Source organism: Aliirhizobium cellulosilyticum, from assembly GCF_014198105.1.
Classification (GTDB): Bacteria; Pseudomonadota; Alphaproteobacteria; order Rhizobiales; family Rhizobiaceae; genus Neorhizobium; species Neorhizobium cellulosilyticum.
This window is the reverse complement of the sequence record NZ_JACIGW010000002.1, coordinates 907,226-931,685: the sequence shown is the minus strand read 5'-3', so window position 1 is coordinate 931,685 and position 24,460 is coordinate 907,226. Positions and strand designations below refer to the sequence as shown.

The window sequence follows — 24,460 nt, the reverse complement described above, 5'->3', positions numbered from 1 at the left end:
AAGATGACCGAACTCGAAACATTGAAGAGCGCGCTTCTGGCCGAGATCGCCGGCGCGGGCGACGAAGCGGCAATCGAGGCTGTCCGTGTCTCGGCCCTGGGCAAGAAGGGTTCGGTTTCCGAACTCCTGAAGACCTTGGGCTCGATGACGCCGGAAGAGCGCCAGACCCGCGGTGCGGCGATCAACGCGCTGAAGAACGAGATCACCGAGGCGATTGCTGAGCGCAAGACCGTGCTGAAGGACGCTGCGATCGATGCGCGCCTGAAGGCCGAGACGCTCGACGTGTCGCTGCCGGTCCGCTCTTCGCCGACTGAGCGCGGCCGCATCCACCCGATCAGCCAGATCATCGACGAGATCACCGCCGTCTTCGCCGACATGGGCTTCTCGATCGCCGAAGGCCCTGATGTCGAGACCGACTACTATAACTTCACCGCGCTGAATTTCCCCGAAGGCCACCCGGCCCGCGAAATGCACGACACCTTCTTCTTCCAGGCGGATGAAAAGGGTGAGCGCAAGGTGCTGCGCACACACACTTCGCCGGTTCAGGTCCGTACCATGGAAGCGCAGGATCCGCCGATCCGCATCGTTATTCCGGGCAAGACCTATCGCCAGGACAGTGACGCGACCCATTCGCCGATGTTCCATCAGGTCGAAGGCCTCGTCATCGACAAGAAGTCGAATGTCGGCAACATGCGCTGGGTGCTCGAAGAATTCTGCAAGACCTTCTTCGAGGTGCCGTCGGTGACGATGCGTTTCCGCCCGTCCTTCTTCCCCTTCACGGAACCGTCCTTCGAAGTCGATATCCAGTGCGACCGCTCCGGCCCGATCGTCAAGTTCGGTGAAGGCACCGACTGGATGGAAATTCTGGGCTGCGGCATGGTCCACCCGAACGTGCTGCGCTCCGGCGGGCTCGATCCCGACGAATACCAGGGTTTTGCCTGGGGCATGGGCCTCGACCGTATCGCCATGCTGAAATACGGCATGCCGGACCTGCGCGACTTCTTCAACGCCGATGTCCGCTGGATGAACCACTACGGCTTCCGCCCGCTCGACATGCCGACCCTGTTCGGCGGTCTGAGCCAGTAACGGAAGGGATAAGATCATGAAATTCACGCTTTCTTGGCTCAAGGATCATCTTGAGACCGACGCCACCCTCGACCAGATCTGCGAGCGCCTGACGGCGATCGGCCTCGAAGTCGAGGATGTCGATGACAAGGCGGCCTACAAGCCCTTCGTCATCGCCAAAATCCTGACCGCGGAACAGCATCCAGAGGCCGACCGCCTCCGTGTCCTCTCCGTCGATGCCGGTCCGGACGTCAATGGAGGCAAGCCGCTGCAGATCGTTTGCGGCGCGCCGAATGCTCGCGCCGGCCTCATCGGGGCCTTGGCGCGTCCGGGCGACTATGTTCCGGGCCTCGACGTAACGCTTGGCGTTGGAAAAATCCGTGGCGTCGAAAGCCACGGCATGATGTGTTCCGAGAAGGAACTCAACATGTCGGACGAGCATAACGGCATTATCGATCTGCCGGAAAACGCGCCGGTCGGTACGTCCTTCGCCGCCTATGCTGGTCTCGACGATCCGATCATCGAGATCAACCTGACGCCGAACCGTCCGGACTGCACCTCGATCTACGGCATTGCCCGCGATCTCGCAGCCTCCGGTCTCGGCAAGCTCAAGGTTCCGGCAGCACCCGCGCTGAAGCTCGAAGGTGAAACGACCGTTGGCCTGACCATCGATCTCGACGATGAAAAGCTTTGCCCCGGCTTCGGCCTGCGCCTCGTGCGCGGCGTCAAGAACGGCCCGAGCCCGGCATGGATGCAGACCCGTTTGAAGGCAATCGGCCTTCGTCCGATCAACGCGCTTGTCGATATCACCAACTACATGACCTTCGACCAGGGCCGCCCGATGCACGTCTTCGACGCCGCCAAGGTGAAGGGCGATCTGACCGTCCGCCGCGCCGTCGAAGGCGAGACGGTGCTGGCGCTCGATACCCGCGAATACAAGCTCGGTCCGAACAATGTCGTCATCGCCGATGACAATGGCGTCGAGTCGATCGGCGGCATCATGGGCGGCGAACATTCCGGCTGTGACGAGAACACCGTCGACGTGCTGATCGAAAGTGCTCTGTGGGACCCGATCAACATCGCGAAATCGGGCCGTACGCTCGGCATCATCACCGATGCGCGTTACCGCTTCGAACGTGGTGTCGATCCGGAATACATGGTCCCCGGCCTCGACCGCACGACGCAACTGGTTCTCGATCTCTGCGGCGGCACGCCGGCAAAAGAAAAGATCGTCGGCTACAAGGGCTATGAGGCAAAGACCGTCGATTTCCCCTTCTCGGAAGTGAAGCGCCTGACCGGCCTTGAGGTTTCGACCGACGAAAGCCGCGAAATCCTCACCCGCCTCGGCTTCAGCGTCGAAGGTTCCGGCGAACGCGTTTCCGTCAAGGTCCCGTCCTGGCGTCCGGATGTCGATGGCAAGGCCGATCTCGTCGAAGAGGTCATGCGCATCCATGGCGTCGACAACATCAAGCCGGAGCCGCTGGAAAATCTCGGCACGGTCAACGGCAAGATCCTGACCACGCTGCAGATCCGCACCCGCACCGCCAAGCGCGCGCTGGCTTCCCGCGGCATGCTGGAAGCCGTCACCTGGTCCTTCATCCCGGAAGATCAGGCCAAGCTCTTCGGCGGCGGTTCCGCGGCGCTGAAGCTCGCCAACCCGATCGCAGCCGACATGTCGGACATGCGTCCGTCGCTTCTGCCGGGTCTGCTGACGGCTGCCCAGCGCAATGCCGACAAGGGCTTTGGCGATGTGGCGATCTTCGAAGTCTCGGGCACCTATGAGAACGATACGCCGGAAGGCCAGCGTCGCGTCGCCGGTGGCATCCGTCGCGGCACGGCCTCCATCAACGGCGCCGGCCGCATGTGGTCGAATACGACCAAGGGCGGCGGCAAGCCGGTCGACGTCTATGACGCCAAAGCCGATGCATTGGCCGTGATCGAGGCTTGCGGCCTGCCGATGGGTAATGTCCAGATCGAGCAGGGCGGTCCTTCCTGGTATCATCCGGGCCGTTCGGGCACGATCAAGATGGGTCCCAAGGTCATCCTCGGCACCTTCGGCGAATTCCATCCGAAGACTTTGGCGGCGCTCGATGTCTCCGGCGCCCTGGCAGGTTTCGAGATCTATCTCGATGCCATGGCGGAACCGAAGAAGAAGGCGACCCGCACCAAGCCGGGCCTCGAGCTTTCTCCGTTCCAGGTGGTCAAGCGCGACTTCGCCTTCGTGGTCGGCTCGCAGGTTGAAGCCGGCGCCATCGTCAAGGCGGCAGCCAGCGCCGATCGCAAGCTGATCACCGGCGTCAACGTCTTCGACGTCTTCGAAGGCGCATCGCTTGGCGAAGGCAAGAAGTCGATCGCAATCGAGGTTCTCATCCAGCCGGTCGACAAGACCCTGACGGACGAGGATTTCGAAGCCCTGACCGGCAAGATCGTCGCCAATGTAGAGAAGACGACGGGCGGTGTGCTGCGCGCCTAGACGGCGCGCTGGTATCGCCATTCTTGGGTCTTGCCGCCGTAGCCATAAGCCGCGGCGCGTACATCCTGGACATAGATGTAGCTTTCCTCGTGCAGATTGCCGAGAAGGTTCTCGAACCCCTCAAAAGCCGCCTGGATATAGGCGGCTTTTTCGCTTTTCGTGTTCGTTTCATCCGTGATCTTGATATCGAAATAGACACTCGATTTGCCTTGTTCGGCAAGCGTCCTTCCGCCCGCTGTCCAATCGCGCGGATCGATGTAATCAATGGCAATCGCCGTGACGGCTGGGTCTTTGCCGAGAATGCTCTGTGTAAGCTCGGTCAGCATGGAGGATATGGCGCGGGTCATCTCATTAGAGCGTTGGCCGCTGACTTTGACATTCAGAATAGGCATGTCTTATTCCGTTGGTTAGCTATGCAACTATTTGGGTTTATTCTAAGGCAGTCGGCTGCCGATTGAACGAGCTTGCCGGACAAAACCGCTGAACACGCCATCGCCCAGTTCATCCTTCAAGCGCGCAGTCACCATACCGCTGGCGGCGTCCAAGTCATTCCTGATCTTCATTGCTTCAGAAGTAGGGTGGATTTCGGACTCCCGTCCATCTTGTTTGGTCGATCGCCGCTCAAGCAGACCTCTCGCCACAAGTCCATCCACCGCGCGGGTCGCAGTTGCTCTCGCAATCCTCAGTGTTTCGGCCAGTTCGCTGTGCAGCATCCCCGGCTTCTGCAATACGGCCCGCAGCGTGAACGCCTGTGATGGCGTCAGGCTGAAGGGCTTGAAGGCTTCCGACCAGACGCGCTCAAGCTGGCGTGCAAGAGCAGTCGTGTTAAAGTAGAGGCAATGATCGAACATGTCGCAACGATAACATATATAATTGCATATGCAATTATTTTTTAAGCCCATATTTGGACTGAAATCGGGTGGCGTGATTGGCCGTCCGGTTTGATGTTGGGTAAGTTGCCCCTCACCCTAACCCTCTCCCCGTAAACGGGGAGAGGGGACGTGCCTCGGTTGGGCGGAGAGTTTGCGGCGTGGTTCCTTCTCCCCGCTAGCGGGGAGAAGGTGCCGGCAGGCGGATGAGGGGCAGTCCCGAATTCGACGGATAACCCTTTCATCTGGAGGTCCGCATGCGCAAGCCGAATTCGATGAAAGGTCTGGAAGACCTCGGCCGTGTGCGGCTGTCGAAGAATTTCTTCTTTCGCGACTTCCTCCATTCTGAAATCGCCGATTTCTACCGCATTCCCAATATCCCCGACGATCCCGACTTGGCGATCGAAGCCGGAAGCCGTCTTTGCGAGGAGCTTCTGGAGCCGCTGCAGGCGACATTCGGCCGGCTGCATATCCGCTCCGGCTATCGGTCACGCGCGGTCAACGAATTCGGCAACGTGAACAAGCTGAATTGCTCGACCAATGCCGCGACCGCGGCCGACCATATCTGGGACATGCGCGATGCCGACGACTGCATGGGTGCGACGACCTGTGTGGTCGTGCCGTGGCTGATCGACAATCATGATCGCCAGGAGGACTGGCAGCGGCTCGCCTGGTGGATCCACGACCACCTGCCTTATACCTCGCTGTGTTTCTTTCCGGAATTATGGGCGTTCAACATCCAGTGGCATGAGCGACCGGCAAGGCGCATTTCAAGCTATGTGGCGCCGCGCGGTGTCCTGACCAAACCCGGCATGGCCAATCATGAGGGTGACCACTCCGAGTTTTATGCGGGATTTCCACCTCTGCAGCGCTGAGGCCACCTACGAATGCAGGTGATAGAGCTTGTTGACGATCACCCAGCGGCCATCGACCTTGAGCAGCGACAGATAGTCCGAAAACCGCATTCCGGCGAATTCGTCGACCACCTTGACGGTTGCGGCATCGCCGGTCACGTCGATCGCTTCGATCTGGATCAGTGGCTGTGAACCGGCAACTGTCGGGCCTTCCGATGCCACGGCGTCGATGAACTCGTTGAGGGACATCCACTCAACCTTGCCCTGGTAATTGCCAATGATCGAGGCATTCGGATGAAAGGCTTTTCTGAGCGCGCCCGCATGGGCAAGCGCCATGCCGTCAACATAGAGATGCACGACGGATTCGACTGATTGTTCTTCCGACATCGCTGAAATCCTCCCGCCCGCGACTATAGCAAAGCCGCAAGCGGGAGCAATGTTGCGTTGTGATATGTCAGCGCTTCGGCGTCCATGCCGCACCCGCGCCATAGCGCGCGCCGGCAATCTTGTCGGGCGACAGCATCTCGTCGAGCCTTGCCACGTCCTCAGCAGCCAGCACCACATCCACTGCTGCCGCGTTCTGCTCCATGTTGGGGATTTTCCGCGCGCCCGGGATCGGCACGATGAAATCGCCCTTGGCTAGAACCCAGGCAAGCGCCAACTGCGCGGCGGTCACGCCCTTCTGTGCCGCCATCTCTTCCACCAGCTTCACCAGCGCCAGATTGGCCGCCATGTTGTCGGCCTCGAAGCGCGGCAGCTTGGTGCGCAAATCACCCTCGCCGAAATCGGCCGTGCTCTTTATCTTGCCGGTGAGAAAACCGCGGCCAAGCGGGCTGAAGGGCACGAAACCGATGCCGAGCTCGCGGCAGGTATCGAGGATGTCGCCTTCCGGATCACGGGTCCAGAGCGAATATTCGCTCTGCAACGCGGAGATCGGATGCACGGCATGCGCCCGGCGGATGATCTCGGCGCTTGCCTCGGAAAGGCCGAGCGCCTTCACCTTGCCTTCCTTCACCAGATCCGCCATCGCGCCGACCGTCTCTTCGATCGGAACCTCCGGATCGACACGGTGCTGATAAAAGAGGTCGATGACATCGACACCGAGGCGTTTGAGCGAGGCTTCCGCCACTTCGCGTACATGCTCCGGTCGGCTATCGAGGCCGGACATGGCAGCGGAATCGCTCTTCGTCGGATCGATCCTGAAGCCGAACTTGGTGGCGATGACGACCTGATCCCGATAGGGCTTCAGCGCCTTGCCGACCAGTTCCTCGTTGACGAAGGGGCCATAGACTTCGGCGGTGTCGAAAAAGGTCACGCCGATCTCGACGGCGCGCTGCAGCGTCCTGATCGACGTTGCCTCATCCTGACCGCCATAGGCGTGGCTCATACCCATGCAGCCGAGGCCGATGGCCGAAACGGTAAGGTCTTTTCCCAGCTTGCGCGTCTGCATGATTGTCTCCGATCGTTGAAAGCAAACGGGCCGGCTTGGCGGCCCGCTCGGCTGTTATTCATGCACTGGCGTCGTTGAGAAGCGCCATCTGGTTGCTCGTCAGTTTGAGATTACCCGCTGCAATCAGCGTGTCGAGCTGGCGGGCGCTGGTGGCACTGGCGATCGGCGCCGTCACGCCGGGTCGCTGGGCAATCCACGCAAGCGCCACCGACGCCGGCTGCGAATGGGTTTCTGCGGCCACCTCATCCAGTGCGGCGAGGATACGAGTGCCGCGCTCGTCGAAATAGCGCGCCACCATGCCGCCGCGGTTCGGGTTCGCCTCGGCTTCGGCCTTGCTCTTGTATTTGCCGGTGAGGAAGCCGGATGCCAGGCTGAAATAGGTGATCACGCCGATATCATGCGCGTTGCAGAGATCCGCCAAAGGCCCGTCGAAGCCTGAGCGATCGTAGAGATTATATTCCGGCTCCAGCACGTCATAACGCGGTAGGCCTCCCTTTTCCGCAGCCTCAAATGAGGCCTTGAGCTGCTCGGCGTTGAAATTCGAGCAGCCGATGGCGCGGATCTTGCCCTGCTGCTTCAGCTTGGCGAAGGCGGCGAGCGTCTCTTCGTGTGGTGTCTGCGGGTCCGGCCAGTGCGAGAGATAGAGGTCGATGTAATCGGTCTGCAGTCGCTTCAGCGAGCTTTCGACCGCATCGATGATACGTGCGCCGGCCAAGCCCTTTTCCATTGCGCTGCCCTGTGGTGTCGAGCCGACCTTGGTGATGATCACGGCCTTGTCGCGTGCGCGGCCGGATTGCTTCAGCCATTTGCCGATGATCGTTTCGGATTCGCCGCCGGCATTGCCCGGAACCCAGCCGGAATAGCAATCGGCGGTATCGATCGTGTCGAAACCGGCATCGAAGAACTTGTCGAGAAGGTCGAAGGAGGTTTTCTCGTCTGCCGTCCATCCGAAGACGTTACCGCCGAAAACGACGGGCGAAATGGAAAGGCCTGTCCGGCCAAGTACGCGCAGATCCATGATAATCTCCAATATCTATTTCAGGATTTGAGAACCGGCGAGCGCCGGTTCTCTTGATCTAGGGACGCGATGTGACCTTCGCACTGCGTAGATGGTCACGATGATGTTAGGCGCCCTCTTCAGGCCGCGTCGTTGAGCAGCTTCATCTGGGCGTCGGTCAATGTCAGCTTGCCGGCTGCGATGATCGCGTCGAGCTGCCTGAGGCTGGTGGCGCTGGCAATCGGTGCGGTAATGCCGGGGCGTGCGGCGACCCAGGCGATCGCGATCGTTGCCAGGCTTTCGCCGGTCTCGGCCGCGACCTGATCGAGCGCTGCCAGCACCTTTGTCCCCTTGTCGTTCAGGTAGTCCGGAATGCGGTAGCCGCGGGCGCTGCCCGTTGCATCTTCCGGCTTGCGGTACTTGCCGGTGAGGAAGCCGGCAGCAAGGGCGTAATAGCTGATCACGCCGATATCCTCGGCGATGCAGAGGTCGGCAAGCTCACCCTCGAATTTTTCGCGGGTGTAGAGATTATATTCGGGCTGCAGCACGTCATAGCGCGGCAGGCCGTCCTTCGCGGCGGCTTCGAGCGAAGCTTTCAGCTGTTCGGCGCTGTAATTGGAGCAGCCGATGGCGCGGATCTTGCCCTGTTGCTTCAGCTTCGCATAGGCACTGAGTGTCTCTTCATGCGGCGTGTCGTCATCCGGGAAATGCGACAGATAGAGGTCGATATAGTCGGTCTGCAGGCGCTTCAGCGAATTGTCGACGGCCTCGGCGATCCAGCTTGCCTTGAGTTTTCTGTCATCCATCGAAGGATGGCCGACCTTGGTGACGACGATCGCCTTGTCGCGGGAAACCGTGCCGCGCTTCAGCCATTGGCCGATCACCGTCTCGCTTTCGCCGCCGGAATGACCATCGACCCATTTCGAATAGACATCCGCCGTATCGATCGTGTTGAAGCCGGCTTCGAAGAAGCGGTCGAGCAGGTCAAACGAGGTTTTTTCGTCGGCGGTCCAGCCGAACACGTTGCCGCCGAACACGACAGGGGAAATGGAAAGACCGGTCCGGCCGAGTTTGCGCAACTCCATGGGATATCTCCAGCTATTTTTGATTTTGGGATCGTCTGTGGTGGGGAGGCCAAGGTTAGTCCCGCAAACAGTGAGGCCGCAATCCATTATTTTGCACCTCGGGTTCATTTTTCAAGAAAGCCAAAAGCGCGCATTGAACCTCTTCCGCGGCCACCCTAAGCTGGCGAAAAGATGTGCAAAGGGAGAGTGTCATGCTGCGTTTCGGGATTTTGTCGACGGCCAAGATTGCAAGGGATGTCGTCATGCCGGCGATACAGGACGCCGAAAATGCTGTGATCACTGCGGTCGCCAGCCGCGATGTGACGAAGGCAAGAGCGCTGGCTGATCGTTTCGGCGTGCCGCATGCCTTCGGCTCCTATGAAGAGATGCTCGCCTCCGACGTGATCGATGCTGTCTATATTCCGCTGCCGACCAGCCAGCATGTCGAATGGTCGATCAAGGCCGCCAATGCCGGTAAGCATGTTCTGGTCGAAAAACCGCTGGCGCTGAAGGCGCAGGAATTGGATGCCCTGATCGAAGCGCGCGACCGCAACAGAGTGGTCGTATCGGAAGCATTCATGGTCACCTACGCGCCGGTCTGGCACAAGGTGCGGGAACTGTTGAAGGACGGCGCGATCGGTGAGCTGAAACACGTCCAGGGCGCTTTCAGCTATTTCAACCGCGATGCTGGAAACATGCGCAATATCCCCGAACTCGGCGGCGGTGCGCTGCCGGATATCGGCGTTTATCCGACGATCGTTACCCGCTTCGCCACCGGCGAAGAGCCCCGGCGCGTCCAGGCCGTCGTGCGCCGTGACCCGGATTTCGGCACCGACATCTATTCAAGCGTCAAGGCCGATTTCGGTGGTTTCGAACTGAGCTTCTACATCGCTACCCAGATGGCGAACCGGCAGGTCATGGTCTTCCACGGGACGGAAGGGTTTATCGAGGTGAAGTCGCCCTTCAACGCGGATCGTTATGGCGCGGAAGAGATCGAACTGAACAACCAGAAGCACAATGTCTCGCAGGTCTTCCGTTTTCCCGACAGCCGGCAATATCGCCGCCAGACGGAAGCCTTTGCCAAGGCTGCTGCGGGCGAAGCCTCTGAAATCGTTACGCTGGAGAGCTCCGTGAAGAACCAGCGTTTCATCGACGCGATCTATCGCGCCGGCGAACACGATGGCTGGGAGACAGTCTAACCCTGGTTTTTGTGGCGAAACACGAAACGGGAATAACCGAAGAAACTGTAGACCGTCGCAGCCGCAGACGCGAAAACGATCGCGACCGCCGGCTGGATCGGCGCGCGGGCGATCAGGGCAGAATAGATTGCGTAATTGATCAGCGCTGACGTGATGCCGACAGTCCAGTAGCGAATTCCCTCCACCGCGAGAGAGTGGGGGGAGGGGTCGAAGGTGCGGTTGCGGTTGACGAACCAGGTAAAGCTCATGGCGGCCATGATCGCCGGTATGCGCGACAGGAACGGCCCGATCGGCGTATAGGTCAACAGCAGGTGGTTGACGCCGACATCGATCAGGAAGCCGATTCCACCCGCAAACAGAAACCAGGCCATCCGCCTCATGCCGCGCTCTTGCCGCCCCGTTGAGCCGACGTCTCGACGAAGGTTTCGTTGATTGGTGTTGAGTTGGTCCGGCTCTGCAGCGGCAGGCTCATGTAGTGGATGCGCAACTGTTCGGCACGCGCCCGTGAAACGGAATCGAGAATGAGTCCTGCGGTGAACATCAGCGACGACAATACCATCAGAACCAGCGAGAAGACCCAGGTCGGCATGCGCTCGACAAGTCCCGTTTCGAAATAGGAAATCAGGACCGGTGTCATGAAGATCAGGCTCATTGCCATAAAGACAGAGCTGATCGCACCGAAAAAGGCGAAGGGCCGCGTTTCCTTCATCAGCATTGCGAACATCCAGAGGATCTTTCCGCCATCCCGATAGGTCGAAAGCTTGGAATGCGAGCCTTCCGGACGTCGCCCGTAATCGAGTTCGATCTCGGTGACCGGCAGTTTCAGCCGAGATGCATGAACCGACATTTCCGTCTCGATCTCGAAGCCGCCGGAAACGGCGGGGAAGCTTTTGACGAAGCGGCGGGAAAAAGCGCGGTAGCCGGAGAAAATATCGGTGAAGTCGCGGCCGAAAATGGCGCGATAGAGAATGTTGAACAGCCGGTTTCCGGCGGCATGGCCCTGGCGCCCGGCATCCGCATGCACGCCGCGGCGGGTGCCGACGACCATGTCGGCGCGTTCTGTGAGCAGGATACGGATCAGTTCTTCGGCATCCTTCGGCGAATAGGTGCCGTCGCCATCCGCCATGATGTAGAGGTCGGCCTCGATATCGGCAAACATGCGGCGCACCACATGGCCCTTGCCCTGGCGGCGTTCGCGCATCACCTCGGCGTCGGCCAACATTGCTTTCAGCGCGGTGCCATCGGTGGAATTGTTGTCGTAGACGTAAACGCGCGCAGTCGGGAGAACCTCCCGAAAGCCATTCACGACATCGCTGATCGTCGATGCCTCGTTATAGCAGGGGATCAGGACTGCAATCGACAGATCACCGGAAATGGAGCCCGCCAAAATGCCGGCATGTGCGCTGGCATGATCACCGGCAGAAGTATCACTCATGATTTTCACTCTGTACGCGGAAAATCCAGTGCAGATACGGCCTGCCCTGTCTGCTTTACTATTTCTTGTGAAGGTTAAGTTTAGGTTGCGGGACTTCCTTAAGTGCTCAAAACAAGTGTGAATGATGAACACGACGACAGATGAGATGTCCCGGCAGGATGCCGTGCCTGCTTCAGCCTCCGTTCTGTCCCGGCTTTTTCCTGCAGTCGCGCTTTACTGGCTGATGACGGCGGTTGCCATCGCACTCATCTCCCTGCCGAAAGCAAAGGATCTGATCGGTCCCGACAATGACGATGTCATGCGGCTGGTGGAAATTCGCGACTGGCTTGGTGGCCAGAGCTGGTTTGACCTTATGCAGTACCGTCTCGGCCTTTCCGGCGGCACCTTGATGCACTGGTCCCGCTTCATCGACGCTCCGATCGGCGGACTTATCAAGCTGTTTTCGCTGTTCATGCCTGTAGAGATGGCCGAAGGCGTAGCGGCCAGTGTCTGGCCGCTTCTGCTCATTGGCCCGCTTCTGCTCGCCGTCGGTTTCGCTAGTCGGCGCCTGGGTGGAGAGGCCGATGGGCCACGGGTGATGCATATCGCGCTTGGCCTAGGTGCACTCTTTGCCTTTACCTGCATGAAGTTCCGTCCGGGCGCGCTTGACCATCACAATGTCCAGCTTGTTCTGGCAATCGGGATCACTGCACTTCTGGCAGATCGCCGTGGAAATACTTTGGGCCACGCGGTCGCGGGGATCGCTACTGCTCTGGCAATTGCCATAGGGGCGGAAACCACGCCTTTTGTTGCCATTGTATGTGTCTGCGTCGCCGCCCGCTGGATTTGGCAAGGGGCCGGATTTGCTTCCGCTGCGCGCGCATTCGGCCTTTCTCTCGCACTTGCTATCACGGCTGCCTTTTTTGCCACGATCCCACCAAGCGCATACGCCGCTGTCACCTGCGATAACCTTTCGCTCGGCTTCTTTTCCCTCTCCGCGCTGGGAGGGGCTGGGCTTTTCAGCCTTGCCTGCCTTCCGGCGCGCGCCGGGATGGGTATTAGGCTCGCCGCGTCCTTCGTCCTAGGCACGATTATTGGCGCATTGGCTCTGCTCATCGCGCCGCAATGCCTTGGCAGTCCGCTCGCCAATCTTGATCCGATGCTGGTTGAGCTCTGGCTGGACCACGTCACTGAAGCGCAATCCATAACCGCACAGATGCAGCAGTTTCCGGAAACCATTGCAGGTTTTTACGTCGTCGGACTGTTCGCTGTCTTCGCCTGTGCCTTACGCATCTGGCGCGGTGACGATCGTGGCCTGCATCTCCTGTTTCTAGCGCTTGTTTCTGCGAGCTGGGCGGTTGCTCTGGTCCAGATCCGTGGCAGCCTTTTCGCAAATCTCCTGAGCATTCCGCCGCTCGCATTGCTGATTGCCGACCTTCAGAAAAAGGCGCGAGACAATCCGAAGAGTATTTCGATCAATCTTGGATTTGTCGTCGCGACGTTGGCCTCCGTCCCTGTCGTCTGGGGGCTGGGTGGCGTCATCCTGAAACAGGGTATCGGTTCTGCCAGCATGGACGTCCTGGCTATGGAGAACGCCGATGAAGACAATACATGCGGCGATGCCAAGGATATGGCGGCGCTTCGTGTTCTTCCGCCGGGAACGATTGCCGCTCCTTCAAATCGTGGTGCGGGTATCTTGAGGTTTACGCAGCATCGGGTTTTGACCGCGCCCTATCATCGCAACCAGGGTGGCATGCTGGCCGAACTTCACATTGGCATGGCAACGCCGGATGATGCACTCGCACTTCTCAAAAATGCGGGCGTAACCGCACTTGCATTCTGCAGAAACGATCCGCAAACCGAAAATCTTATCGAGCTTTACCGTGATGGCCTCTACGCATCATTGGCGCGAGGCGAGTTGCCGACCTATCTCTCGCCGGTCCGATCGGATGGCAGATTCCAGCTTTTTGTCGTTAACGAAGCTGATCCGAAATAAGTCAGGCGTGACGGAATGACTGGATGAACGCAGCCGCGACGACCAGATTGATCAGTCCGAAGTTGAAACCAAGTATAGCGATAAGCAAGCCAAGCATGCTTGTGGCGCCGAAGAGGGCAGCAACAAAAAAGACAACGGGAATAAGCAATGCAGCCGCGATTATCGACGCGAGACTGCGTGTCATGCCGGCCAAGAGGCCAATGGTTGTTGCCGTTAGAAATAACACGGCGGATCTCCTTCCTGTGTGTCGGAGATCGTATATCTTACGACCCTCTAAAGAATGCTTTCGCATCATGCCTAACGGCGGGTCATTTTTTTAGCTACGATTGCCCGATCACTGTTAAGACTTAGGTCGCGTGTTATCGGACCTAAGTCCTCTCCTCCATTTAGACGCAACGCTGAAGCGTTGGTCAGGTTCCATTATTGATCCGTTCGCATATTAGAACAATGCGACGATTGCGCCCGCTGTCGTGCCCGTCGAAAGGACCTGGGTCACGCGGATCGGCAGGAAGCTGCCGGACGACACGCCGGTGAACGAGAGATCGTCGCCGGAGAGCATCCGCACCGCGAGATCGCCGCCATTGCCGACATAAAGCGCGCGGCTGGGAACCGAAAACGTGGCCGTGTCGCTGGGTGTGACGGCACCTCCGGCGGAGGCGGGGCTTGAAAGAGAAGGCTGGGTATTGGCAAAAGGGTCGGTCATGACGGGTTCTCCGGTTTGAACTGCCCGGATTATCCCACGGCCATGCGGGGCGGGGACGAACGCGGCGTCAAAAGGATCGGTGCCGCTTTCCATCTCGTCCACATCAATCCGCATCCCGGCGGATGAAATCCTTCTGCCGATCGGTTAGAACAATGGCATGAGCAGCACGTTCGCACCTGAAGCACAAAGCAATCTGACTGAATTTTCGGTCTCGGAGCTTTCCGGCTCGATTAAGCGAACCGTCGAGAACGCCTTCGACCATGTGCGCGTCAGGGGCGAGATTTCCGGCTACCGCGGGCCGCATTCGTCCGGCCACGCCTATTTCAGCCTCAAGGACGACAGGTCGCGCATCGACGCCGTGGTCTGGAAGGGCACGTTTTCCCGCCTGAGATTCCGCCCCGAAGAGGGCATGGAGGTCATCGCCACCGGCAAGGTCACGACCTTCCCCGGCTCGTCGAAATACCAGATCGTCATCGAAAACCTGGAACCGGCCGGTGCCGGCGCGCTGATGGCGCTCCTGGAGGAACGCCGCCGCAAGCTGGCAGCAGAAGGGCTTTTCGACAAGGAACGCAAGCGGCCCTTGCCCTATCTGCCACGTGTCATTGGCGTCGTGACCTCTCCGACAGGCGCTGTCATCCGTGACATCCTGCATCGCATCACCGACCGGTTTCCCGTCCATGTCGTCGTCTGGCCGGTCAAGGTACAGGGTGAGGGTTCGGGCGAGGAGGTCGCAGCCGCCATCCGTGGCTTCAATGCCGTCCGTCCCGGTGATCCGATGCCGCGGCCGGATGTGCTGATCGTCGCCCGCGGCGGTGGCAGTCTTGAGGACCTCTGGAGCTTCAACGACGAGATCGTCGTACGGGCTGCAGCCGAGAGTGCGATCCCGCTGATTTCAGCCGTCGGCCATGAGACCGACTGGACACTGATCGATCATGCTGCCGACGTGCGCGCGCCGACACCGACGGGGGCCGCCGAAATGGCGGTCCCGGTAAAGGCCGATCTTGATGCCCAGCTCGCAAACCTTTCGGCGCGTTTGCGCGGCAGTGCATCGCGGCAGATGGATCACCGCAGCCAGTCCTTGCGGGCGCTTGTGCGCGCACTTCCGTCGCTCGACCAGTTGCTGGCGCTTCCCCGCCGGCGTTTCGATGAGGCGGCGGCAGGCTTGGGCCGTTCGCTGGAACGCACGACGATCGCCAAGCGCCGCACCTATGAGCGCGCCTCGTCCGGCTTGCGGCTTGACCTGCTGAATAACCGGCTGGTGCTGCAGCGGCAGGCTCTGGCCGACCGGCTCCTGCGGGCGGATCGCTGCGTGGAGCGGCAGATTCTCAGCGAAAAGGGGCGGGTGGCGCGTATCGACGCCTCGCTGAAATCATTGCCGGCTCGTCTGGCCGGCCATCTGCAGCGCGAGAGCCAGCATCTCGCCGCCCTGATCCGTCAGGCCGATACCGCACTTGCCCATACCTTGTCCCGCAGCCGCTCGGTGCTCATGGGGCAGGATCGTGTCCTGCAGTCACTCTCCTACAAGAATGTGCTCAAGCGCGGTTATGCCGTGGTGAGGGATGGCGCGGATCGCGCCCTGACGCGCGCCGCAAATGTTGCGGAAGGCAGCGCGATTTCGATCGAGTTCGCCGATGGCCGCGTTTTGGCGGTTACCGGTGAAACATCGGGTTCGGCTGATCCCGAACAGGCGGCTCCGGCGGCAGTTCCGCCGAAGCGGAAAGCGCCGAAGCCGGATGTCGCATCCGGGCCGCCGAAGCAGGGCAGTCTCTTCTGAAATGATTGGCTGGAAGGGGTGATGTTCCAGCCGATTTAGGCAGGATCAGGCGGCCTTCCTGGCTGCCGTAGTCTTGCGGGGTGTCTCCGCCTTTGCCTTGGCAGTCGCTGTCGATTTGGCAGTCTTCGGAACCTTGACGGGGACGGGAGCAAACTGCGCAATCTCGTCGACCAGCAGGCGTGCATTGTCCTGAGCCTTGGCAAGATTGCTGACGGCTTCCGGATCGAGCGCATCGATCAGGGTGCCGGCGTCGAACATGTCACGATAGGCTGCGCGTTCGATCAGCGGAGTTGCCAGCACATGGACGCCCTGTTGTGCCAGCATGCCCTTCACGGCAAGCAGCGCCCGTGTGGTGATGATCGAACTGACCCGGGTAAGCGCCACCGAATGCGCGATATGGATGTCGCATTCGCTTTTGAGCTTCTTCAGGATATCGAGCACCTGTGCGCCTCCCGCGGCATCCAGTGCGCACCCCTGAACCGGCACGAAAACGTGGTCGGAAAGCCCCAGCCCCTTGGCGAGCAACGGTGTGACGCCGCCGGGCAGGTCCACCACCACATAATCGTTACGTTTCTTCAGGTCCTTGATCGTCTTTTCGATATTGTCGGCGTCGATATCGGCGATGATCGAGAATTTCGGCACCTTCGCCATCCGCACCATCCAGCGGGAAACCCACTGCTGCGGATCAGCGTCCAGCATGGCAACGCGAAAACCTCGCTTTGCCAACTCCCCGGCCACAACAAGCGCCATCGTGGTCTTGCCGGCGCCGCCTTTCGTATTCGCAAATGTAATCACTGGCATTCACAACCCTCCGGTTCATATGAACACCACAGAGGAAAGCCATGTTTCTTGGCCTGTTCTTATCCGCTTCCGTCGTGATGATTTGCGGATGCTTGACGAATAAGCTTGCGCCGCGCTGGTGAAGGAAGCGCGGCGCTGGAGATCAGGTACATCAGCGCACGCGCATGCCGGCCTGCTCATCGAAATGCAGCGGCTTGTCGAACTTCTGCAGCGGGGCTTCGGGGATTGAACCGATCGTCATGCCATGGGGCCAATCGGGTGGGCAAATGGCGATGTAGCGCGCATAGCCGCCCACGCCGCCGCCGAATTTCGGATACCCGATCGCGACGAGTGCGCCCGTTTCCGGCACCTTGTCCAGATTGGCGACGCCCTCCGCCTGGGCATATCCGTTGTGCATCAGCCAGTATTCGCCTTCCAGATTGGGCGTCGTGTCGGTGTCGAGTGGTTCATGCCCGTGAAACAGGATCTTGCGCTCGTTATGCAGGAATTTCAGTGCCTCCAGCCCCACGCCCGGGAATGGACGAGCTGTCGAAAGAGCCGGATCGGGCCATGTTTTCGACCAGCCGGAGCGGACGAAGACCACCGAACCTTCCGGTATCAGGCCATGTTTCGCCTCGAAATCGGTGATATCGGAGACCTGCAGATGATAACCGGCATCCGTATTCACCTTGTCCTCGATGTTGATGACCACCAGCGGCCGTATGGCATAGGTCGCAGGCAGCTCATCGATCGCCGCATATTCTGGTGCCCAATGCGCCGGAGGATCGAGTTGAGTGCCGAGCTGGTCGGTCGTCAGATTGTAGGTGGAAGCGGCAAAGCCGTGTTTTTCGAAGGTAAAGGTTTCGCCCTTCTTGGCATAACCCTCAAGATCGGTGCCGGCGGCGGCTTGGCCGAAGCTCGGTTTGCCGAAACCGGCCCAGACCGGAATGTTCGGCGTGATCGTATGGGTCAGATCGACGTATTTGGCGCCTTTCAGGCTGTCATTATAAACTTTCCACAAGCCTTGTTCCTCCGCCAGGGCGGGTGAAAAGGACAGGGCGGCAAGCAATATCGGGAGGATCGTCTTATGCGGAAAAATCTGCATGCTGTATTCCTTCGTGAAAGAGATCAGCCAGCTTTTGGCGGGTCGCAGAAAGCACCCGCCGGGATTTCATCGCAAAGAATGTGAGCCGGCAACAGATGTTATGCCGAAGGGACGACAGAAGCCGAAAAAATCCTGCCCAACATGATGCCGGCGCCGCACAGATGTGCTGCGCCGCTGTTTTGACTGGCAAGGGGCCGATTAGGCCCATTCACCCTTGCGCATAACCGGAACCTTGGAGCCGTCCGGCCGGATGCCGTCGATATCGACCTTGTCGGAACCGATCATCCAGTCGATATGGATGAGCGAGGAATTGCCGCCCTGCGCGTTGATCTCATCAGGCGTCAACGAAGCGCCGTTGAGGAAACATTTCGAGTAGCACTGGCCGAGCGCGATGTGGCACGAGGCATTTTCGTCGAACAGCGTGTTGTAGAAAAGGATGCCGCTTGCCGAGATCGGCGACGAATGCGGCACCAGTGCCACTTCGCCGAGCCGGCGTGCACCTTTATCCGTATCCAGCACCTTGTTCAACACTTCCTCGCCCTTCGAAGCTTTCGCCTCGACAATGCGGCCGCCTTCGAACCGCACCCGGATATTGTCGATCAGCGTACCTTGATGCGAGAGCGGCTTGGTGCTCGATACATGGCCCTCAACCTTAAGCGCATGCGGCGTGGTGAAGACTTCTTCGGTCGGGATATTCGGGTTGCAGGTAATCCCGTTCTTCGCCGTGGACGCGCCGCCATGCCATTCATGGCCATCTGCCAGGCCAACGGTCAGGTCGGTGCCGGGACCGGTGAAATGCAGCGCCGCAAAACGCTCACCATTCAGCCAGGTCGAACGCTTCCTAAGGTTTGCATTATGCTCCGCCCAGGCTGCTACCGGATCTGCGACGTTGACGCGCGAGGCGGCGAAGATCGCTTCAGCCAGCTTGGCAACGGCAGCATCTTCCGGCAGATCCGGAAAAACCTGACGTGCCCAAGAGGGATTGGGATAGGAAACGATGTTCCAGTTGATGTCGAAATTGGCGATCTTTTCGAGTGCCGGCTTGTAGGCGATGGAATTGGCCTTGTTGGCGCGGGCAACTTTGGCCGGATCTTGCCCGGAAAGCAGCATCGGATTGTCGCCGGCGATTGCAAGCCGCGCGGCACCGTTCTCATAAGCCTTGGCCATGCCCTCGTAGAGCCAGCCGGAGGCCTTGTCGAAGCTGGCATCAGGTGCATGCTGATAACGAGCCAGCGTCGTTTCCTCGTCGGAATAGAAGGCCGAAACGATGCCCGCACCTGCCATATAGGCGTGTTTGGTGATGAACCGAACTAGCGGCAGCGCGGCGATCGGCGCGGTGATGACGAGGTCCTGCCCCTTTTCCAACCCAAGCCCCACCTTCACTGCGACTTCGCCAAGCTTCTCAAGCTTGATCGGATCGATGGATGTCTGGATGTTCGGGACGATGGTCATGGCTCAGCCTCTCGATTATTCGTGTGAGGCTAGACTTAGAGAGCTTTGGGGCAAAATTGAAGTCTTGGACATGCGGTCGTCAGGCAATCAGCGGAGCGGCGATCGCCTTCAACGCCTCTTTCGCATCGGCGGGCACTAGGCGTATCTGCAGCCCGCGCTGCCCACCGTTGATGAAGATGTAGGGCTCGTCCAGTGCGGTGATTTCGATCGCCGTCGGTACGAGCTTCTTCTGGCCAAGCGGGCTGATGCCGCCGACATGGTAACCCGTCAAGCGTTCCGCATCGGCCGGCTTCATCATATGGGCGGATTTTCCGCCAAAGGCCGAGGCGAGCTTTTTCATCGACACTTCATGATCGGACGGCACCACGACACAGATAGGCTTGCCATCAAGTTCGGCCATCAGTGTCTTCAACACGCGTTTCGGCTCTTCCCCGATCGCCTCCGCCGCCTGCAATCCGATCCGGTCGGCATTGGGATCATAGTCGTAGGAAACGATCGTATAGGCGATTTTCAGCTTGTCGAGGGTTTGGGTTGCGCGTGTGGTCTTCGACATTCTCAGGCGCCCGGAAAAGCGTTTTCGTAAATCTCGGGCTTGAAGCCGATCAGCAGCTTTCCATCCGCTTCCAGCACCGGCCGCTTGATCATCGACGGCTGCGCCAGCATCAACTCGATCGCCTTTGCCTGATCGATATTCTGGCGATCGGCCTCACCGAGTTTCTTGAAGGTCGTGCCGGCGCGGTTCAGCACCGTTTCCCATCCGGCTTTATCGACCCATGCTTGCAAATGGTCGCGATCGATACCCGAGGCCTTGTAGTCGTGGAATGCATAGCTCACACCCTTCTGGTCCAGCCATGTCCGCGCCTTCTTCATCGTGTCGCAGTTCTTGATGCCGTAGATGGTGATCGCCATTTCGCCGTCCTTTTGTCCCCTTTGCCCGCATCACGCGATGCCGGACTGGTCAGCGAAGCGATAACAACACCACATCGCAGAATGCAAGCCAATGAGGCAGATCAAATAGTGGCATGCCAAGTTCGCATGGCTGATCTGTGCGCGTATGCGTTGTGAAGATGAAGTCTTGGGCGCATATATTAGCCGACAGAAAAGGAGTTGATGTCATGTACGCCCAGAACAAAAACCGTGGTAGCCGTATCAGCCGCGCCTTCGCAATTTTCGGCGCTGCAGTTTCTGCTTCGGCTGCCGTTGAAAACCATCGTCGTCCGAAGAATAGCGATCTGACCATTCTCGGTATCGATCCCAAGGCTTTCGACCGCATCGGCTAATTGCCTAATATCACCTCGTTTCTCGCGGGCCGTCATTTCGCATGGCGGCCTTTGTTGTGAGAGCGGGGTTTCGGTCGCCGCCGGTGATTGGTTCATCCAAAAGCGATAATTGGCTTGCCGGCCTGGCATATGGTGGAGCGTCGGCGTTAAAACGCCAGCATCCAAATGGCTCATGGCGTGTTTCGCCCTTGTGGCTGTAGACAAGCGCAAATTCGCGCGCCTGCCATGTAAATGATTTCCCAATATTCAGAACCTCCTTGCGCCCGTAGCCATAGATGATGGTAACGTGAGGTGAAGGTGTGCGAAATGCCTGGCGTGGCAGGTTATGCCGGCTGAGCGCGCCATGAAGCATCCGCACGAATGCCTGAATATCGGTATTCCTCGCCGCACTTGTCAGCGCCAGATGCCGTCCGCCTCCGTAGATAGCACATGCGTCCAAAGTCACTGTAAGCGGGCATGCCCTGATCGATCCGATTGCAGTTTCGATCCGGGGAATGAGATCGTAGGGCGGCTTGTCAAATTCGTCCATCAACAGCAGGCTCACATGCAGCAAATGCGCCGGGTGACGTTGGCGGTTGGTGCGACCATGCGCATGCTCGCAAGCCGCCTTGTATATCTCCTCGGCCAAGGAGGGCGGCGGTTTCAGTACGAAAAAGAGTTCACTTCTCCACCGAGGCGCGAAGTGCGGTTGTCCGGATCGGTTTTTCCCAGGAACATTGCCTGTCAGCGGCAGGCATGGCTGGTGGTACGGCAACTCTGCACCTCCCATTATTCATCAACGCGGGATCATGCGGATGACGCAGTATAAGAGAATTCAATTGACAATAAAGAACAAAAAGAGAACGTAGGCAAGCGATCTAGGCGATCACAAATCTTCTGGTGCAAGAAACGGGTTGATTGCCTGTTCATGACATAGGATTCTGACAGGGGAAATCACACGAACGGAGTGAGCTCATGTCCGGACATCGATATGCGATCTTCGAAACCGCTGGCGGCTTCTGCGGCATTGCGTGGAATGTTGCCGGTATCACCCGTTTTCAGCTACCGACAAGCAGCGAGTTGTCGACCGAGAACCTTCTCCTGCGCCGGATCGGTGACGGTCAAAAATCGCCACCGCCCGTGGAGATTGGAGAGACGATCGCGCTGGTGAAACGGTATTTCGCTGGCGAGCGGATTGATTTCTCCGAGATCCGCCTCGATCTTGAAGGCCAGGATGAGGTCTTCAGGAATATCTATGCCGCAGCCCGCCGCATCGGCTGGGGTCATACGAGCACCTATGGCACGATCGCCAAGGAACTCGGCCTTGGGCCGGAGGCTGCGCGTGATGTTGGCCAGGCCATGGCGAAAAATCCGGTGGCGCTGATCATACCTTGCCACCGGGTACTGGCCGCCGGCGGCAAGCTCGGCGGTTTTTCAGCCCCTGGTGGATCGACCTCGAAACAGCGTATGCTCGAGCTTGAGGGTGTGCGTTTCACGCCGCCGGAGCCGGCACAGCAATCCCTCTTTTGAACTTTTGCCGACGCTCAGTGCGCCAGAAGAAGCTTGTACCCCGTGAAGGCGACGATCAGCACAGAAGCACCGATCATCGCAATCTTGCCAAGACGCTTCTCGATGAAGTGGCGAATGCCCTCGCCGTAGCGGCGCAACAGCCAAGCCAGGAGGAAGAAGCGTGCTCCGCGCGTGACGAGCGCCGACATGATGAATAGCCAGATGTTTACATGCACCGCACCGGAAAGGATCGTCACCACCTTGATAGGCGGCAGATGCGCAAAACCGGAGGTCACCAGCATCAGCAGGATCGTCTCGAAAGTGATGCCGGCCCTCAGCTCGTTGAAAGTATCGAGCTTGCCCCAGAATTCGAGGATCGGCATGGCAATGGCATCGAAGGCAAATGAACCGATCCACCAGCCCGCAATACCGCCGAGAACCGAGAAGACCGTCGCGATCAGCGCATAACGCCATGCACGCTCCGGCCGGGCCAGCGCCATGGGCAGGAAAAGCACGTCCGCCGGCACGAGAAAGATCGAGCTTTCGACAAAGGCGATGACCGCAAGCCAGACTTCCGCGGATTTGCGCGCACTGAGCGCCATCGTCCAGTCATAGAGGCGTTTGAGCATTGTGAAATCCAGAGCTTGGGGGGAAATCCGAAGGTGATGAAAGATACCGTGGGAGAGCTCGGTTGTTTGTCTGCCCTATCGATCCACAGATGCGGCTGAAGCGCAACCCTACACCGTGAAGCTGATCGTTACCTGAACGGTCTTTCTTTTGGGAATTTGGCGACAAGCCAAGCTCGTCTCGGCATCCAACTGCCTGAAATTATCGCCTTCATTCGGAAACCGCGAGGCAAGATAGATGATCGGCACGCCATGTCTTCATAGCGCGCCGACAATATTTCAATCTCTTATTCCCACTCGATCGTGCCGGGCGGCTTGCTCGTCACGTCGTAGACGACGCGGTTGATGCCGCGGACCTCGTTGATGATGCGGGTTGCCGCGCGGCCGAGGAAGTTCATGTCGTAGGGATAGAAATCCGCCGTCATGCCGTCGACCGAGGTGACGGCGCGCAGTGCGCAGACGAAATCATAGGTGCGATAGTCGCCCATGACACCGACGGTCTGCACCGGCAGCAGTACGGCAAAAGCCTGCCAGATCGTGTCGTAGAGACCGGCCTTGCGGATTTCGTCGAGATAGATCGCATCTGCCTTGCGCAGGATGTCGAGCTTCTCCTTGGTCACGCCGCCCGGGCAGCGGATGGCGAGGCCCGGACCCGGGAAGGGGTGGCGACCGATGAAGCTCTCCGGCAGGCCGAGTTCGCGGCCAAGGGCGCGGACTTCGTCCTTGAACAGTTCGCGCAGCGGTTCGACGAGCTGCATGTTCATGCGCTCGGGCAGGCCGCCGACATTGTGGTGGCTCTTGATCGTCACCGAAGGGCCGCCCGAGAAGGAAACGCTTTCGATGACGTCCGGGTAGAGCGTGCCCTGCGCGAGGAAGCGCGGTTCGCCCTTGCCATCGGCTGCGATCTTGGCTGCTTCCGCTTCGAACACTTCGATGAACAGGCGGCCGATCGTCTTGCGCTTCACTTCCGGGTCGTTTTCGCCGGCAAGCTGGGTCAGGAACATGTCGGATGCATCAACAGCCACGAGCGGGATGTTGTAATGGTCGCGGAACATGCCGACGACCTGTTCGGTCTCGCCCTGACGCATTAGGCCGTGATCGACATAGATGCAGGTCAGCTGGTCGCCGATCGCCTCATGGATGAGGATCGCCGCGACCGACGAGTCCACGCCGCCGGACAGGCCGCAGATGACGCGCTCATTGCCAACCTGATCCTTGATCTTGCGGATCATTTCGGCGCGGTAGGCAGCCATGGTCCAGTCGGACTTCAGGCCGACGATCTTGTGCACGAAGTTGGAAAGCAGCTTGGCGCCATCCGGTGTATGTACCACTTCTGGGTGGAACATGGTCGTATAATAGTGGCGGCTCTCGTCGGCAGCGATGGCGAACGGAGCGTTCTCGGAGGTCGCGATGACCTCGAAACCTTCCGGCAGTTTCGTCACGCGGTCGCCGTGGCTCATCCAGACCGGGTAACGACCGCCCTGTTCCCAGAAACCGTCGAACAGCGGGCTGGCCTTTTTCACTTCCACATCGGCGCGGCCGAATTCGGCGGCATGGCCACCTTCAACGACACCGCCGAGCTGGGTGCAGAGCGTCTGCTGGCCGTAGCAGATGCCGAGGATCGGCACGCCGCTGTCAAATACCGCCTGCGGTGCACGCGGGCTGCCTTCGGTGGTAACCGAAGCCGGGCCGCCGGAGAAGATCACGCCCTTGGGGGAGAGCCTGTCGAAAGCTTCGGCGGCGTTCTGGAAGGGATGGATTTCGCAATAGACACCCGCTTCGCGGATGCGGCGCGCAATCAGCTGCGTCACCTGGCTGCCGAAATCGATGATGAGGATGCTGTCGGGATGAGCTATCTGGGTCATGGCGAG

Annotated in this window: 26 protein-coding genes; 8 read left to right on the top strand and 18 right to left on the bottom strand. The window is 59.4% G+C overall.

Features of this window, described 5'->3' with window-relative positions; all coding sequences use genetic code 11:
- The first annotated feature begins 3 nt into the window (after window positions 1-3).
- Both pheS and pheT read left to right on the top strand, forming a co-directional pair.
- Window positions 4-1,086, top strand: a complete 1,083-nt coding sequence (gene pheS, locus GGE33_RS13280; RefSeq protein WP_183823704.1) for a phenylalanine--tRNA ligase subunit alpha — start codon at window positions 4-6, stop codon at window positions 1,084-1,086.
- Window positions 1,087-1,102: 16 nt separating this feature from the next.
- Window positions 1,103-3,538 (top strand): phenylalanine--tRNA ligase subunit beta, encoded by a 2,436-nt coding sequence (gene pheT / locus GGE33_RS13275; RefSeq protein WP_183823702.1) that lies wholly within the window; start codon window positions 1,103-1,105, stop codon window positions 3,536-3,538.
- On the opposite strand, the gene GGE33_RS13270 is transcribed toward pheT, so the two are convergent.
- Window positions 3,535-3,930, bottom strand: coding sequence for a tautomerase family protein (locus tag GGE33_RS13270; protein ID WP_183823700.1), 396 nt, complete (start codon window positions 3,928-3,930; stop codon window positions 3,535-3,537). The genes pheT and GGE33_RS13270 overlap by 4 nt on opposite strands.
- Before the next feature lie 42 nt (window positions 3,931-3,972).
- Window positions 3,973-4,389: a MarR family winged helix-turn-helix transcriptional regulator gene (locus GGE33_RS13265; RefSeq protein ID WP_183823698.1), complete on the bottom strand. Its 417-nt coding sequence runs from the start codon at window positions 4,387-4,389 to the stop codon at window positions 3,973-3,975.
- Window positions 4,390-4,664: 275 nt separating this feature from the next.
- Between GGE33_RS13265 and GGE33_RS13260 the strand changes: the two genes are divergently transcribed.
- On the top strand, window positions 4,665-5,282 hold the full coding sequence (locus GGE33_RS13260; RefSeq protein ID WP_183823696.1) for a hypothetical protein: 618 nt from the start codon (window positions 4,665-4,667) through the stop codon (window positions 5,280-5,282).
- Window positions 5,283-5,288: 6 nt separating this feature from the next.
- On the opposite strand, the gene GGE33_RS13255 is transcribed toward GGE33_RS13260, so the two are convergent.
- The 4 genes from GGE33_RS13255 to GGE33_RS13240 form a co-directional block, all read right to left on the bottom strand.
- Window positions 5,289-5,648, bottom strand: a complete 360-nt coding sequence (locus GGE33_RS13255) for a nuclear transport factor 2 family protein (RefSeq protein ID WP_183823693.1) — start codon at window positions 5,646-5,648, stop codon at window positions 5,289-5,291.
- Window positions 5,649-5,715: 67 nt separating this feature from the next.
- Window positions 5,716-6,711, bottom strand: coding sequence for an aldo/keto reductase (locus GGE33_RS13250; protein WP_183823692.1), 996 nt, complete (start codon window positions 6,709-6,711; stop codon window positions 5,716-5,718).
- A 58-nt stretch (window positions 6,712-6,769) separates the two neighbouring features.
- Complete coding sequence (locus GGE33_RS13245) at window positions 6,770-7,729, bottom strand: aldo/keto reductase (protein ID WP_183823690.1); 960 nt, start codon at window positions 7,727-7,729, stop codon at window positions 6,770-6,772.
- Window positions 7,730-7,848: 119 nt separating this feature from the next.
- Window positions 7,849-8,793, bottom strand: coding sequence for an aldo/keto reductase (locus GGE33_RS13240; protein WP_183823688.1), 945 nt, complete (start codon window positions 8,791-8,793; stop codon window positions 7,849-7,851).
- Between the two features lie 191 nt (window positions 8,794-8,984).
- On the opposite strand from GGE33_RS13240, the gene GGE33_RS13235 reads away from it, so the two are divergent.
- Window positions 8,985-9,971, top strand: coding sequence for a Gfo/Idh/MocA family protein (locus GGE33_RS13235; protein WP_183823686.1), 987 nt, complete (start codon window positions 8,985-8,987; stop codon window positions 9,969-9,971).
- Here the strand turns inward: GGE33_RS13235 and GGE33_RS13230 are convergent.
- Window positions 9,968-10,351 (bottom strand): GtrA family protein, encoded by a 384-nt coding sequence (locus GGE33_RS13230; protein ID WP_148146067.1) that lies wholly within the window; start codon window positions 10,349-10,351, stop codon window positions 9,968-9,970. The genes GGE33_RS13235 and GGE33_RS13230 overlap by 4 nt on opposite strands.
- On the bottom strand, window positions 10,348-11,406 hold the full coding sequence (locus tag GGE33_RS13225; protein ID WP_394353662.1) for a glycosyltransferase: 1,059 nt from the start codon (window positions 11,404-11,406) through the stop codon (window positions 10,348-10,350). Before GGE33_RS13225 ends, GGE33_RS13230 begins: the two co-directional genes overlap by 4 nt.
- Before the next feature lie 124 nt (window positions 11,407-11,530).
- Here GGE33_RS13225 and GGE33_RS13220 point away from each other — a divergent pair, with 124 nt between their 5' ends.
- Window positions 11,531-13,381, top strand: coding sequence for an MFS transporter (locus tag GGE33_RS13220; RefSeq protein WP_246435980.1), 1,851 nt, complete (start codon window positions 11,531-11,533; stop codon window positions 13,379-13,381).
- Between the two features lies 1 nt (window position 13,382).
- Here GGE33_RS13220 and GGE33_RS13215 read toward each other — a convergent pair whose 3' ends face one another.
- Window positions 13,383-13,607 (bottom strand): hypothetical protein, encoded by a 225-nt coding sequence (locus tag GGE33_RS13215; RefSeq protein WP_183823684.1) that lies wholly within the window; start codon window positions 13,605-13,607, stop codon window positions 13,383-13,385.
- Between the two features lie 213 nt (window positions 13,608-13,820).
- Window positions 13,821-14,084 (bottom strand): spike base protein, RCAP_Rcc01079 family, encoded by a 264-nt coding sequence (locus GGE33_RS13210; RefSeq protein ID WP_183823682.1) that lies wholly within the window; start codon window positions 14,082-14,084, stop codon window positions 13,821-13,823.
- A gap of 157 nt (window positions 14,085-14,241) precedes the next feature.
- Here GGE33_RS13210 and xseA point away from each other — a divergent pair, with 157 nt between their 5' ends.
- The gene (gene xseA / locus GGE33_RS13205; RefSeq protein WP_183823680.1) at window positions 14,242-15,858 is read left to right on the top strand and encodes an exodeoxyribonuclease VII large subunit; all 1,617 of its coding nucleotides are present in this window, start codon (window positions 14,242-14,244) and stop codon (window positions 15,856-15,858) included.
- A 45-nt stretch (window positions 15,859-15,903) separates the two neighbouring features.
- Here the strand turns inward: xseA and GGE33_RS13200 are convergent, their stop codons facing one another.
- From GGE33_RS13200 to GGE33_RS13180, 5 genes are all read right to left on the bottom strand, one after another.
- Window positions 15,904-16,659 carry a ParA family protein gene (locus tag GGE33_RS13200; RefSeq protein WP_183823678.1) on the bottom strand — a complete coding sequence of 252 codons (756 nt, stop codon included), beginning with the start codon at window positions 16,657-16,659 and terminating at the stop codon, window positions 15,904-15,906.
- A 151-nt stretch (window positions 16,660-16,810) separates the two neighbouring features.
- Window positions 16,811-17,743 (bottom strand): cyclase family protein, encoded by a 933-nt coding sequence (locus tag GGE33_RS13195; RefSeq protein ID WP_148146061.1) that lies wholly within the window; start codon window positions 17,741-17,743, stop codon window positions 16,811-16,813.
- 198 nt (window positions 17,744-17,941) lie between these two features.
- Window positions 17,942-19,195 (bottom strand): aminopeptidase, encoded by a 1,254-nt coding sequence (locus GGE33_RS13190; RefSeq protein WP_183823676.1) that lies wholly within the window; start codon window positions 19,193-19,195, stop codon window positions 17,942-17,944.
- Window positions 19,196-19,274: 79 nt separating this feature from the next.
- Window positions 19,275-19,748, bottom strand: a complete 474-nt coding sequence (gene ybaK / locus GGE33_RS13185) for a Cys-tRNA(Pro) deacylase (protein ID WP_148146059.1) — start codon at window positions 19,746-19,748, stop codon at window positions 19,275-19,277.
- Window positions 19,749-19,750: 2 nt separating this feature from the next.
- Complete coding sequence (locus GGE33_RS13180; protein ID WP_148146058.1) at window positions 19,751-20,104, bottom strand: ArsC family reductase; 354 nt, start codon at window positions 20,102-20,104, stop codon at window positions 19,751-19,753.
- A gap of 206 nt (window positions 20,105-20,310) precedes the next feature.
- Here GGE33_RS13180 and GGE33_RS13175 point away from each other — a divergent pair, with 206 nt between their 5' ends.
- Complete coding sequence (locus GGE33_RS13175; RefSeq protein ID WP_183684924.1) at window positions 20,311-20,475, top strand: hypothetical protein; 165 nt, start codon at window positions 20,311-20,313, stop codon at window positions 20,473-20,475.
- 10 nt (window positions 20,476-20,485) lie between these two features.
- Here GGE33_RS13175 and GGE33_RS13170 read toward each other — a convergent pair whose 3' ends face one another.
- Window positions 20,486-21,103 (bottom strand): 2'-5' RNA ligase family protein, encoded by a 618-nt coding sequence (locus tag GGE33_RS13170; protein WP_183684925.1) that lies wholly within the window; start codon window positions 21,101-21,103, stop codon window positions 20,486-20,488.
- 326 nt (window positions 21,104-21,429) lie between these two features.
- On the opposite strand from GGE33_RS13170, the gene GGE33_RS13165 reads away from it, so the two are divergent.
- Window positions 21,430-21,984, top strand: coding sequence for a methylated-DNA--[protein]-cysteine S-methyltransferase (locus GGE33_RS13165; protein WP_148146056.1), 555 nt, complete (start codon window positions 21,430-21,432; stop codon window positions 21,982-21,984).
- A 14-nt stretch (window positions 21,985-21,998) separates the two neighbouring features.
- On the opposite strand, the gene GGE33_RS13160 is transcribed toward GGE33_RS13165, so the two are convergent.
- A complete protein-coding gene (locus GGE33_RS13160; RefSeq protein WP_183823674.1) occupies window positions 21,999-22,592 on the bottom strand; it encodes a YqaA family protein in 594 nt (197 codons plus the stop codon).
- Between the two features lie 284 nt (window positions 22,593-22,876).
- On the bottom strand, window positions 22,877-24,454 hold the full coding sequence (guaA, locus tag GGE33_RS13155) for a glutamine-hydrolyzing GMP synthase (protein ID WP_183823672.1): 1,578 nt from the start codon (window positions 24,452-24,454) through the stop codon (window positions 22,877-22,879).
- Window positions 24,455-24,460: the final 6 nt, after the last annotated feature.